Below are 12672 nucleotides of genomic sequence, written 5' to 3' on the forward strand. Positions count from 1 at the left end.
GGATTGCAATGGTCCGGCACTCAACTATTTTGTGGCGATGAGCACGACGACAGACGATGCAGGGGTGGGTGACGGTTGCCCCGTAGAGGCGATCCTTCCGGCCGGACCGCCCTGCACGAACGACATCCTGCGGCGTGCGACACGGCACCTCGGCCATCTCTACGACGAGGCGTTCGCGCCGACGGGCCTCAAGTCGACCCAGCTCGTGCTGATGTTCCAGATCTCGCGCCTGACCGGCGACGAGGGGCCGACCCTGCAAACCGTGGCCGGTCATGTCGGCGTCGGGGTCTCGGCGCTGACCTATGCGCTCCGGCCGCTGCTACGGGACGGTCTCGTCGACCTCGTCCCCGACCTGAAGGACAAGCGCGCCAAGCACGCCGTCCTGACGACGTTGGGTCGCGCGCGTCTCGACGAGGGCATCGCGCTCTGGACAGAGGCCAATCGACGGGTCGAGGCGTTGCTCGGTCCCGATGACGCCAAGCTGCTCCGGACCCTGGCCGAGCGCGTTTCGTCCGACACCTTCGCATCGGCCTTCAGAACGGGTCCTTGGTGACATGACACGATGATCCGCCTCGTAGCGGCCACGTCTCCATTTCCGACGGGTCTCCTGACCCCGCGGACGCATGATGAGTGCGACGGCTGGCGGGTACGAGGGTTCGGTTCCGACATCCGCCTCATGTCAGCGGCAAACCCCAGATATCTCGCAACCCCCACAAGGCCCAGGCGCGATGGTTCTCGTAAGCGCGTTCGGCCTCAAGTCGTTCGGCGGCGGATCGGGCCCGGCCGACATCCGCATCGTACCGGGCGATCGAGATGTCGAGGTTCGCAAGACGGTGCTTTACGATCAGGCTTCGACCTGCCGGTAGCGCGCGGAGCCGTCCGATCGCAGCGCCTGCACCGCGGCCGTCACGTCCGCGACCGCTACCGTCAGGTCGGCCAGGACCTCCACCAGGTCGTCGAAGACCGATCCCTCCGTCTCGGCTTCCGTTGGCGCCAATGCCGCCAGGATGGCGTCCAGCACCCGGTCCTGCCTGTCGAGGCGGCGCGCGATCTCGGTATCCATGTGCCTTGTCCTTCGGTTCGAAACCGGTCAGCCGCGCCCGCACGACCGCCGCCGGGATGCGGCTGCCTTCCAGGCGCCGTGCGGCCGCGCCGATGAGACGGGTGGCAAGGTGCGCCGTCCCGCCTCGATCGACGATGACGGCGCCGACACGTCCCTCCCGCAGGTCGAGCCCGCGGGCCTGCAGCGCGGCGACGAACGATGCGGCGTCGTCGCTGGCGCGCCAGGCCGCGAGTGCCGACCGGCGCAGGTCGTCGAGGAGGATCCCCGTGCGGTCCTGGATCAGGCGTTCCGTCGGGGTGAGCGGCGCGATCGGACGCGCCGCCGTGGTCGCCCCCGCTCGGACGAGCCATTCGGCGATGTCGTGGCGGCCTTCCGCGCGCAGGCGACGCTCGATCGCGCGGGCATGCTTCGACGGCACGGGCGGCACGCCGTGGGCATGCTCGACGATGCGGGAGCACTTTTCGCGTCTCGGGTAATCCCAGGCCAGGTCGACGACGGAGCCGTCGGGGCGCACCAAGCTATAGACCCGGTGCTCGTGCCGTCGGCCGCCCTTGACGTGCTCGACGCCGCAATAGGGCTGGTCGTGCAGGCCGAACTCCGTTTCGAACAGCGACCAGAACAGCGCCCGTGCGCCGGCACCATCGGCGACGCTGGGATCCGGATCCGCGTGGACATGATAGACGGGGCGATCCGTCCGGCCTCCCATGGAGATGGCGACCAGCTCGCGGATCTGTCCGGCCAGGTCCATGCTCGCGAGGCCGCGGGCGGCGACGAGTATGACCTCGTCGTTCTCCGCGTTGGTGAGGTGCCGGGCCAGGCCATCGCCGAGGCCTTGCCCGCGCGTGGCGCCGCTGATCACCGGTCGGCGTCCTTGCGCGCACGCCCGGCCGGGCGGATGACAAGGGGAATGAGGATCTCCCGCACCGTGGTCAGGCTCATCCGTGCCGCGGGGAGGTCCTTCATCGAGATGGCCGCGTTGACGGCGGCCAGTTCCCGGATGGCCGCCGAGATCGCCGCCGCATCCTCGTCCGGCCGCCGGACCGGCCGCCCGCTCCGGCTATCGGCCTTGGACTGCATCTCGACCGCTTCCAGGAGCAGGCGCCGGACCCACGCGCCTGCCGTCAAGCCCTCGCGGGCAGCGCGATCGCCGATCGCGCCACTGAGCGCGCGGCTCATGCGCACCACGAACCGGACCGGAAGGCCGGGTGGCCGCCGCGGCGCCCGCGGCACGCCGTCGGGCGTTCCGGCCGGAACCGGGGACGGGTGGTCCTCGGGGCCCGGCGAGCGGCGCACGGTCGGGTGGTTCCTGATGGGGATCATCGTCTCGTCGTCCGTCGTTTCGCGACCGTCGCCGCGGGTGGGCGTCAGGCCTTGCCGGCGGGGAAGGGCGGGTGGTGCACGGCGGCATCGGGGATCGCGGCGGCATCCGTCGCGGCCTCGCCGGAGCGGCCCCGTTTCCGGGCGATCCGGTCCAGTGTCGCCGCGCGCCGGGCTTCGATAGCGGCGAGGATCACGGCCGGGACCGCCAGTGGCTCGGGCATCGGCCATCGCTGTAGGCGGGCTTGCTCGATCCGCTCGTCGAGCGCCGCGATGGCGCGCTCCCAGGTCTCGATGCCCTCGATCATCGCGCGCGCGGCCACCGCCCGCTCGACCCGCTCGTCGACGTCGGCGCGGGCCCGCCACGGCCCTTGCCGCGTCAGCCGCCTTGCATACTGCCAGGCCCATAGATCCGGGCCCATCGCCTCGGCCAGGGGAGCGAGGTCCGTGATGCGCGTCCGCTCGAACGTTCCGCCCTCGACGCTGCGGGCGTAATCCCGCGTCGCCGTGGTCAACGAGAGGATGCGGATAGGCCGGACGCCCGCCCGCTTCGTCGCCGGCGGCGCCTCGATCCGGCCGGCACCTGGGCGTGGAGCGGGATCCACAGGCGGGCTCCGGCGTCGGAGGAGCCTTTCGAACAGGGTGGGCATCGGGAGGCTCCGAACGTCGCCGGCCGAATCCAGGCCGGATGACAATGGAAGCACGTTCCCGTTTTGTTCCAAGTGGGATGACAACTAAAAAATTCGGATCCTGGTCCGTCATCGCCCTGTAACGACCGGATCGATGAGGGCCCGGCGGTGGGGGCGCGGCATCCAGGCTACCGGGGGCCTTGACGAGAACGGCACTGATTCGCGCCCGGGGCGGCCGAAAATCCAGCCTGGGACGGACAAGTGGGATGACCTCCATGGCCTGTAGAAACACGACTGCACGCTCGAATTTGGCCGCACCAAACCGCATGGGGACAATCGAACCTCGACACGAAGGAGGTTCACCATGCTCAACGCCATCATTCGTTTCTTCGGGTGGGATCAAGCCGCGCCGGTCCGATCGCCCGCCAAGGGCGCCCCGAGACAGACGCAGGCTACCGCAGGGCCGGCACGTCCTAGGCCGAACCCCGCCGCGAGGCCTCCGGGCGTCCTGTCCGGGCATGACAAGTCGAAGGCCGGTGGTAGGGAAGGGGAGGTTAAGCCAGCCATGGCCGTCATCCCTGGTCGGGATGAAGTCCAGAGGATGCCACGCGTGGCATCCCCAGGGCTCCCGCCCGTGGACCCGGTAGGAAGGGCGACCGCGCGGATTGGATCCGACGCGACGGCGCAGGTTGGCGGGACAAGTCCCCAGGCCGGGTCCGGGGCGGCGTCAGGTCGGGACTCGTTCGTTGCCGCGCCCGGGTCGAGTCCCGGGTTCGACCGATTTCCGGACGGCCAGGCACGCCCAGGGTTGGCCGCGGACCAAACCCTGCAGGTGGCAGAATACTTAGATTTAGGCTCGAAAACCCTGGAAATCGCCGACTCATCGATTGGGCGATCCTTTGTCGGCGACGAAGTCGAACAAGGACCGTCAAAGGATCGTGTCGCCACGCCGGCGGATTGGCCCGAAGAGGTCCGAAACGCGGCGTACGAGCTCGACCAACTGGACCTTTTTCCAGGCCTGCCAGGGCTTTGCGAGCATTCCATGGTCATGGCGCAGCCCGCCGAAGACACGTTTCATTTCAAGGACCGCAAGGATTGCGAGCCGTCCGTCGGAACGGTCGCCCCAAGGGATAAGGCCGCGAAAAATGAAGGCCTCGCCCTGGGCTTTGACTCGCGGATCGAAACCGGTTTGCCTCGCGTGACGACGCCGGCCAGGCCTTTTCCGAAGCGACCCCAACGGGTTGCTGACCGGCCGCGGAGCGAGGAGTGGAACGATGACGAGCTGCTGACCCTGCCCGAGGCCGCCGCCCTGTTCTGGCCGGACGGCCCGATCACCACCAACACCCTCAGGACGGCCGGACGCGATGGCGCGCTGGCGATCACGAAGGTGGCCGGCAAGTTCTTCACCACCCCGACGGCGATCCGTCGGATGGGTGAGGATGGTGTCGGCGAGAAGTCCAAGCAGCCGGAAGCGGACGAGATGTCCGCGTTTCCCACGTTGCAGATGAAGATTGCCGAGGCACAGAGGCTCGGCGGAGGGCGCGCGCGTTCGAGGCGCGCTGCCAAGGGACCCGTCACGACAGCCGCAAACGGCGGTTCGGGACGGTAAGCGGCGGGCACGGGGCGCTCAGACTTGGCGGTTAAACCGCCCCGTGTCCGCCTTCCGACGCACCGGCACGCGTGCCGGCACAGGTAGGCTTGAATTACGATGAAGCGAGAGAAGATGCAACGGGCCGCTTTTGAGCGCGCCGAGGATGACGTGCGCGTCGCGTTGATGACCGCGGCGGCGGCGATCCCAGAGCCGGACAACAAGCGCGGGCCACCCTCGGAGGGTCCCCACTTGGTGCCGCGCAAATCCAGGACGGACCCCACGAAGATCACGTGGTACATACGCGACGGCAGGGTGGAGGTGTCGACGCGTCAGCCCGAGGCACAGCGGAAGAAGGCCGAGAGGGTCCTCGATCTCTACAAGCTTCAGAAGGAAGCGCGGGAGCGGGGCATCGTCGCCCCGCGCATGGTCCCGGTCGCGGCGACGCTGAACCACCTTCTCGACGCCGCCCGGCCACCCGGCAAGCCGCCGGCCCCGCGCAAGACGTCCCTTCGTACCGCCGCCGCCAAGAAAAAGGCCCGGGTCTGGAAGAAGTATCGCCAGCTGGTGACGCGTATCAAATCGCTGGCGACCTTCTTCAAGGACGAGACGCTCAAGGACCTCACCACGACCCGGCTCCTCGAATACATCGAGTGGCGAACCGGCCAGCGCGACGCGCGCTATCTGGACGACGACCCCGATGCGCCGAACGCCAGTCCGAGCTCCGCGCGGGAGGACATCTGCTTCCTCCGCAAGGCTGTGAACCTTTATGCGGGAGAGCACACCCTCGCCTGGCATCCCAACGTGGAGGTGCCGGCGCAGGGCCCGGGGCGGACGCGGTGGTTGCGGCGACCGGAGGTAGCCCGGATGTACTGGGCCATCCGCGGTCGCATCTGGGACAACGACGCAGGCGCCTGGAAGCGCGAGCTGGTCATGGGCCCGCGCGGCAGGAAGGTGTGGCGCTACGCGTATCGTGATCCGCAGACCATCGCCAACCGCAAGGCGTTGCGGCGGTACCTCTTCGTTGGTCTGTACACCGGCACCCGGGACGAGGCACTCAGGGAGCTGTGCTGGGAATGTTCGGCGGATGGCGGCTGCATCGACGTGGAGGGCCGCTTCATCCACCGGCGCGGCTTCGGGTTGGACCCTAGCGAGGGCAAGCCGCGGATGACGTCGCGGATCGCCCCCAAGGTTGCCTCCACGATGGGGGGATGGCGGAAGTCCGATCTCGCCGCCGGCATCTCGGCCGTCGTGTCCCGTCCGGACGGTGAGCCCTACGCGTCGGCCCCGGTTTGGATCTGGGAAGCGGTCGTCGCCGACGCCGGCCTCGACGCGGAGGTCGTGCGTCACACGCTGCGCCACACGGCGGCGACATGGCTTAGGATCGGCCGGGTCGATGTCAGGGCCGCGGCCGACCTGCTGGGCATGTCGGTCCAGACCGCGGTGAAGATTTACGGCCAGTGGACCCTGGAAGGGCAGGAGGCGGCGGCCGACGCCCTGGCGTGGTCGCACGGGGTGAAGGCGGCCCACTCCTTCGCCATCAAGGTCCCCTCGACGATCGAGGTTGTAGTACCCCGGGGCCTGCCCCCGCGGGAGCACCCGGGTCAGGTCGAGCGGCGACGGAGGGAGCGGATCCGGGATGATCGTGGGAGCCGCAAGCGTATTGAGGGCGATGCGGTACACCTGAGAGCAGCAAAAGCCAGCTCATAGAGGGTCAGGACCAAATCGGCACCCGGCGGCGGCAATGCCGTTGCCGGGTGCCTTGCGTTGCGGGCCCGCAACGGATCAGATCATCGTTGAACAACGTCAAGTTACCGAGACGCCCGAGACGCCCGGGTCGAACCGATCGACCCGTCGCATCCTGCCGCTAAACTTCAAGGCCGGATCTCGATCGTCTTGATGAAGCCGCCGGCCGTTCGGTTCTGGTCATAGACGATCATCGGCAAATCTGCCTTGGGCATCCACACACGTCCGACCTCAACGGCCGCGGAGTTCGGCAGGGCGGGAAACACGTTGATGATCGCGTCCTCACCATGCACCGTCTTGATGCGGTTCAGGAGCAGTCTCAGCTGCACCTTAAACGCAGACTGATCCTCCGCGCGGCGCAGGATGTCGTTGTGGGGGTTCTCAGCTGTGAGCGACCATATCGCGACGTCTGGTCCCAGGGCCGCATGAATGCGCTCATCGTTGATCGTCGCGCTGAGCGCTAACTTGAGCGCAACGGTCGCACCCGGTCGATTTCCCGGATCTGCTGTCTCAAAGACAATGGCCGGCTGGTTGGCCTGCCAGCGCCACGTCGGGGGCTCACGGTGTCGCTGATGCACCGATGTCGGCACGATATCGCCGAGGAGGCATCCGAGCTCAATCAACAATGGTTGAGGAGCGAGTGCGAAGACGCTGAGATGACGGACTTCGCCTTCCTCAATACGATCCTTGACCTTTCGCGCAAAGAGACGTTGCAGGTTGTCGCGCTGAAATATCCAGTATTTCTCCTCATGGTCCTTATAGTCGCAGCCGGACAACTCCAGGTCAATTGTCTTGCCCTCCGCCGGATGTCGGTCAGGCGGCATCGCCTTGAAGATCGACCGCGTGTCGACGAGCGCGCTGTTGGAGCCGATGCTGGCCGCGAACCGGATCACATATGAGGCCCGGTCCTCGTCAATGCCCGCTACGATGGCGATCCGATCCTCGTGCTCCGCCTTCATCGCGAGGAGATCATCCTCGGAATGATCGGCGAGGTAATCCACGTCGATACCCTTGTGGTGCTTGGCGCACAGCAACATCAGGTTCTTGATGTCCCTCGCCAATAGACGTGAGCGGGTCGTATCGCCACGAGGCCCGTCGGGACTGTCCGCCACGACGTGGGCAATGAAGCCGAAGGTCCCGTCCTCCCGACCGGAAATCAGGTCCCCGACGAGGTCGCAATTGCATCCCCGATATTCGCAGCGTCCGGCGCTTCGGGCCCAGAGCTCGATCTGCGTTTTGGGTGGGATTTTGGTCTTCGCCATGGCGCACCTCCAGATGGTGCATTATATAACGTTCACGATTTATTCCTCAAGCTGAACCCACGGGGCAGCGAGGCATGTGGGAGGCGCGCTTGGCGACTTTGACACGAGAAAGCGAAGATTTCCTCGAAGACCTCGCCGACGAACTCAGCGTTCCTGTGACCCGCTACGAGCAAGCCGATCGGAGCTACAAGTCACTGGGGGATTGGCTTCACCGCGAAAACTCGACGGTTCGCGAGTATGGCCCACAAGTATACGTGCAGGGTTCGTTCCGGCTGGGGACGACGATCCGGCCGCTGACGGAGATGGAGGAGTACGATATCGACTCCGTCTGCGAGTTGACCAAGATCTCAAAGTCTCAGCTCAGCCAGCAAGAGCTCAAAGAGATGCTGGGGGAAGAAATCAAATCTTACCACGATGCGCAGAACATGATAAAGCCCGTCCGCGAAGGACGACGCTGTTGGGTGTTGGACTACGCGGACGGTGCCCAGTTCCACATGGATATCGTTCCGGCTTTGCCGAACGCTCAGTCTGTCCGTCTTTTCTTAGAACAGAGGGGATACGACGCTCGCTGGACCCGAACCGCGATCGCCATCACTGACAACGAGGTGCCAACCTACCCGCTCGTGACCGATCATTGGCCGCACTCCAATCCGAAGGGGTACGCCGATTGGTTCAGGAGCCGGACCGCGGTCATCATGGAGCGACGGAAGCGCAAGCTCGCCGAGCGTGTCCACGCAAGCGTCGAGGAGATCCCAGACTACAAGGTGCGGACGCCTCTCCAGGCCGCCGTGATGATCCTGAAACGGCATCGTGACGAGACCTTCCAGGATCGTCCGGAGGTTCGGCCGATTTCGGTGATCGTCACAACCCTCGCGGCACATGCCTACAATGGTGAGGAGACGACGGGACAGGCCCTTGTTTCCATCCTGCGTGGCATGGATGAGCACATCGTCAACGTGGGTGGCCGGCATTGGATCGCCAATCCGACCGATCCCTTGGAGAATTTCGCGGACAAGTGGGAGAAGCACCCCGAGCGGGCGGAGGCGTTCTTCGAATGGCTCGCCCAGGCGCGACACGACTTCGAGCAGGCTGCGCGCGCCAGTAGTCGCGTCATCATTGCCGAAACAGTCGGACAGGGTGTCGGCAAGGCGGTCGCGGAGCGCGCACGTCAGCGTCGGCAGTCTCCGGTCGGATCGCCGTTGCTGAAGACGGCTTCGGTGGCACCCGTGGCCGGCGGCTTCTCGTTCCCGGATAAAGAGCGGGCGCCATCGAAACCGCAGGGGTTCGGTGCGCCGTAATGGCCTGGTGGATAACCGATCCGGGGCGGACTAGGTCCGAGCAGGCCGCCGTGGCCGAACTCGTCGAGGGGGCGGGGTGGTTAAGCGGTATCCGTTGGTACGTTGGTGATGGCTTGGCCCTTTGCGTCGACTTCGACGTCTCGCATGGTGCCGAGACCTTCTCGATGACGATGACCTACTCGGCGCTGCATCCCCACGCACCCCCGCGGGTCGTTCCCAAGGACGGGGGCCGTCTCTCCGGGCACCAGTACGCCGACGGGCAGCTGTGCCTGGAGTACCGCCCCGACAACTGGGTGCCGGACATCACAGGCGCGATGCTCGTCGAGAGCACGCACCGTCTGATTGCCGGGGAACGGGGCGAAGGCGATCGACGGGTCCCGTCGGCTCATCACACGACGCTCGGGCAGAGGACGCGGGGGCAACCGTTTCGGTTCGTCCTCATGCCACAGGCGGAGCGGCGGCTCGCGTCCATCTCGGAAGGAACGTCGGTCGAGGCGCTCATGTCCGAGAAGATGCGGACCCGCACCTTCGTATCGACCCTCGTCGCGGTGGACGGCGAAGCGGTCGTCGGTGCGTGGGAGCCGGGCGCCGTCGGATCCAGCCAGTACCCGGCCCGCGTCGTGTCCTTGAATCCCGATACGGCGAAACGCGGACTGACGGTCGATCAACTCGCGACGATGCTCGAAGAGGTCGGCCTCGAAGAGGATGGAAGGAGCGTACGAACGCCAGGCGATGGTGTCTTCGTCGTCCTGGCCTCGCCGGGTGACTGGGTCGTCTATCACGTTTACGACCACGATGGCGTGCGCAACGGTGCCGAGTACCGGACCCTGCCGATCACGGACCAGGGCCGTCGACTGCCCGAGGCATACGACGCGCTCATCGGCAAGACAGTGGGCATCGTCGGCGCAGGCTCCCTGGGTTCGAAGGTCGCCGTGATGCTTGCTCGGACCGGTATCGGGAGGTTCGTGCTGATCGACGATGACGTGCTCCTGCCGGGCAACCTCGTCCGGAACGAGCTCGGGCTGGCGGCGATCGGCGTCCACAAGGTCGACGCCCTTGCGGACCGGCTGACGGCCGTCCGAGGCAAGGTCGAGGTGACGAGGCGGCGTGTGCCCCTCGGCGGCCAGGAAAGCTCCGGCACGACCGAATCCGTGATGTCGGAGCTTGCCGGATGCGATGTGATCGTCGATGCCACGGCCGACCCGCATGCGTTCAACTTCTGTGCGGCAGTTGCCCTGCGGAACCGCCGGCCGTTGGTCTGGGGCGAGGTGTTCGCCGGCGGGATTGGCGGCCTCGTCGCGCGCGTGAGGCCGGACCTCGAACCGGAACCACAGGCAGCCAGGAGCCAGATCGCGGCATGGTTCGAAACACAGGGCATTCCTGCGCAGGCCGACCCCGACGCTGACCCGTATGGTGGCGGCCCGGATGGGACTTGGGTGGCCGACGATGCAGAAGTCAGCGTCGTCGCCGCACACCTTGCACGGCTCGCGACGGATGCGCTTGCGCGTGCCGCAGACACGATTTTTCCGTCGCCGGCCTACGTCATCGCGTTGCGGGCGGGTTGGATGTTCACCGCGCCCTTCGAAACATGGCCCATCGACCTGCAGGGGGCGACGGAATGGGCGCCCGAGACGACTGCCGCGTCGATCGAAGAGAGCTTGACCCTCATCCGGGAATTGATGCCCGCGGTGGCCGATGACGACGATCAGCCTGCCGCCTGACCAGCGCGCCAAGCTCGGGCGCCATCTGCGTCGGGCCGGGCGGCGCGAGATCGGCGGGATCCTCATGGGCGAGCAACTGGGGCATGACCGCTTCCGCGTGGTTGAGTTCAGCGTCGACGAGACCAGCGGCACGGCGGCCCATTTCGTGCGCAGCCCGGAGCATCACCGCGCGGCGCTCGATGCGTTCTTCCGGAGGACGGGGACGGACTACAGACGCTTCAACTACCTCGGCGAGTGGCATTCCCATCCGAGTTTCCCCGTGCTGCCGAGCGCGGAGGACGTGGCGTCGATGATCGACCTCGTGACGGGCGAGCGCGACATTACCTTCGCCGCGCTGTTGATCGTCCGGCTACGGTGCTCCGTTCGCATCGAGGCCGGCTGCCAGATCTACGCGAGGCCGGGCGTCGTCGGTCCCGTCACGCTCGTCCGTTGAGCCCTGGGACGGGGAAACCGTCGGGAATCCCCCGGGGGCTATGCCACGGCCCTGGGAGTTCCGGGTTGTCTGGTTAGAATCTCAGTGGTCTATTCCCTTCGAGAACGAACGACTTCCATGCTTTTTGATCGATCCCGGATGGGTTTCGTCCCTTCACGTCTGGGCAAACCTTCGGGAAACCGTCGGGACGATTTTCGACCGTTTTGGCTTGGCAGACGTCACGTTTCACCAGTCCGTGCTGGGCCACCGACGTACCATCGCCTGTTCTCAGAGCGTACGACACCCGCACTGCGTAGAACGGTCTTCGCCTGTTCCGCCGCCCCCGACCTGACCCCGGCCTTTTGAGCCGCGCTCGTCAGATCCGGTCCGGTGACCCCGCCTGCGCCGGACGCGTTCAGGATCCCAAGCACGACCCGCATCGCTTCCGCGGCCTTCGTCCCCCCCGGTGCTTGGCTGCTCTCTCGCCTTTCGCGGCCGGGCGCCTCCACCGCTGCCAAGGCTACCTCGATCCGGCGCCCTTGGCGTTCGATCGTCTCGATCAGGTCGGAGAGTGTCACCGGTGAGGGGCTGGGATCCGAAGCGCCGGCCTCAGAAGCGGTCTCAACCGATACGCCTCGCAGTTCGAGCCACGCGCGTGCTGCCTCCGAGTAGATGGCGCTGGCGGATCGACCTTCGTCCAGGCCGGCCTGCTTGATCGCCCTGTGCAGCGCGGGCGGGACGTAGAGCATCACCTTCGACTTGCCCGGGTCTAAGGCATCGCCAGAGGGTCTTTTCGGTGGAGGCACCGCGGCATGTCCGGCATTGGTGACAGTAAGCTGTCATGCCAGCTCAATGTTAAAATTTGAGCCTGTCAGTGCAGCCTTGGTGGACAGGGGTGGCGCACCAGCATGACAGCTTGCTGTTATGCTGGTGGAAGTAGCCGTGAACGGCCGATAGAAGGCCGTGCCGCCACGACCCGCGATTGGTGCACCGCCGGGATCGATGGGCCTTCGCAAGCTCGACGCGGCGGCGGTGGTTTCCTCCAGGATCCCGCGTCCCTCACCGGGGACAGCCGGTTCGACGAATGGTGCGGCCAGAACCCGCTTCCGAGCACCGAAGCTCGCCGGTCCCACCTTCGCTCAGCCCGCCTTGTGCGATGCTCCAACACTGTTGAAGCGCCCGAATTCCGAGTTGGAAGACGGCACACGACGGTGGTACACACGAAACCTGAAAACGGGCGCCGCGAACCCCGTTTCCCTAGGGAAAGCGCGAGCTGGGGTACGGTCCCCCCCTCTCCGCCACTTTAATCATTCAAGTCAATGAATTAATGGTGCTTTTCGCTTCGTCGCGTGAGCACACCCCTCAAAATACCCCACATTTTGAGTTGGCTTGTACCGGCTCAGCCTGGACGTAGCTGGACGGGTGCTCGCTGCGAGCCGAGCCCAACGGTAGGGCCGATGCGAAGGCTGGATGACCGAGGTAGCACCGTAGCGATCTTGGTGTGCATTTCTCTCCAGCGAATGCACGTGGCGTTGTAAGCGCCTGTTAACGCTGTGTTTCGGCGTGCAACTTTGACCCCGTGAGGCGGGGGATCGGCGTCCAATTCTGACCCCCTAACCTCGTTCTCGCAGACTGC

Annotated in this window: 11 protein-coding genes; 6 read left to right on the top strand and 5 right to left on the bottom strand. The window is 66.1% G+C overall.

Features of this window, described 5'->3' with window-relative positions; genetic code table 11:
* The first annotated feature begins 64 nt into the window (after positions 1–64).
* Positions 65–553, top strand: coding sequence for a MarR family winged helix-turn-helix transcriptional regulator (locus tag ACLBWX_RS20845; RefSeq protein ID WP_447678885.1), 489 nt, complete (start codon positions 65–67; stop codon positions 551–553).
* 121 nt (positions 554–674) lie between these two features.
* On the opposite strand, the gene ACLBWX_RS20850 is transcribed toward ACLBWX_RS20845, so the two are convergent.
* The 3 genes from ACLBWX_RS20850 to ACLBWX_RS20860 all read right to left on the bottom strand — a co-directional run bounded on the left by ACLBWX_RS20850 (position 675) and on the right by ACLBWX_RS20860 (position 2985).
* Positions 675–1922 carry a relaxase/mobilization nuclease domain-containing protein gene (locus ACLBWX_RS20850; RefSeq protein ID WP_447678886.1) on the bottom strand — a complete coding sequence of 416 codons (1248 nt, stop codon included), beginning with the start codon at positions 1920–1922 and terminating at the stop codon, positions 675–677.
* Positions 1919–2239: a hypothetical protein gene (locus tag ACLBWX_RS20855; protein ID WP_447678887.1), complete on the bottom strand. Its 321-nt coding sequence runs from the start codon at positions 2237–2239 to the stop codon at positions 1919–1921. Before ACLBWX_RS20855 ends, ACLBWX_RS20850 begins: the two co-directional genes overlap by 4 nt.
* A gap of 188 nt (positions 2240–2427) precedes the next feature.
* Positions 2428–2985: a hypothetical protein gene (locus ACLBWX_RS20860; RefSeq protein ID WP_447678888.1), complete on the bottom strand. Its 558-nt coding sequence runs from the start codon at positions 2983–2985 to the stop codon at positions 2428–2430.
* A gap of 832 nt (positions 2986–3817) precedes the next feature.
* On the opposite strand from ACLBWX_RS20860, the gene ACLBWX_RS20865 reads away from it, so the two are divergent.
* Positions 3818–4618 (top strand): hypothetical protein, encoded by an 801-nt coding sequence (locus tag ACLBWX_RS20865; protein ID WP_447678889.1) that lies wholly within the window; start codon positions 3818–3820, stop codon positions 4616–4618.
* A gap of 99 nt (positions 4619–4717) precedes the next feature.
* Complete coding sequence (locus tag ACLBWX_RS20870) at positions 4718–6307, top strand: hypothetical protein (protein ID WP_447678890.1); 1590 nt, start codon at positions 4718–4720, stop codon at positions 6305–6307.
* A gap of 164 nt (positions 6308–6471) precedes the next feature.
* Here the strand turns inward: ACLBWX_RS20870 and ACLBWX_RS20875 are convergent, their stop codons facing one another.
* Positions 6472–7605 carry an SAVED domain-containing protein gene (locus tag ACLBWX_RS20875; RefSeq protein WP_447678891.1) on the bottom strand — a complete coding sequence of 378 codons (1134 nt, stop codon included), beginning with the start codon at positions 7603–7605 and terminating at the stop codon, positions 6472–6474.
* 89 nt (positions 7606–7694) lie between these two features.
* Here ACLBWX_RS20875 and ACLBWX_RS20880 point away from each other — a divergent pair, with 89 nt between their 5' ends.
* Genes ACLBWX_RS20880 through ACLBWX_RS20890 form a run of 3 tightly spaced genes read left to right on the top strand, consistent with a single transcriptional unit; the run spans position 7695 to position 11057 of the window.
* Positions 7695–8903 (top strand): nucleotidyltransferase domain-containing protein, encoded by a 1209-nt coding sequence (locus tag ACLBWX_RS20880; RefSeq protein WP_447678892.1) that lies wholly within the window; start codon positions 7695–7697, stop codon positions 8901–8903.
* Between the two features lie 50 nt (positions 8904–8953).
* Positions 8954–10624 (top strand): ThiF family adenylyltransferase, encoded by a 1671-nt coding sequence (locus ACLBWX_RS20885; RefSeq protein WP_447678893.1) that lies wholly within the window; start codon positions 8954–8956, stop codon positions 10622–10624.
* Positions 10599–11057 carry a Mov34/MPN/PAD-1 family protein gene (locus tag ACLBWX_RS20890; protein ID WP_447678894.1) on the top strand — a complete coding sequence of 153 codons (459 nt, stop codon included), beginning with the start codon at positions 10599–10601 and terminating at the stop codon, positions 11055–11057. The genes ACLBWX_RS20885 and ACLBWX_RS20890 overlap by 26 nt, the downstream gene beginning before the upstream one ends.
* Positions 11058–11275: 218 nt before the next feature.
* Here the strand turns inward: ACLBWX_RS20890 and ACLBWX_RS20895 are convergent, their stop codons facing one another.
* The gene (locus ACLBWX_RS20895; protein WP_447678895.1) at positions 11276–11788 is read right to left on the bottom strand and encodes a hypothetical protein; all 513 of its coding nucleotides are present in this window, start codon (positions 11786–11788) and stop codon (positions 11276–11278) included.
* Positions 11789–12672: the final 884 nt, after the last annotated feature.

The sequence above is a fragment of the Methylobacterium sp. M6A4_1b genome (assembly GCF_053345175.1).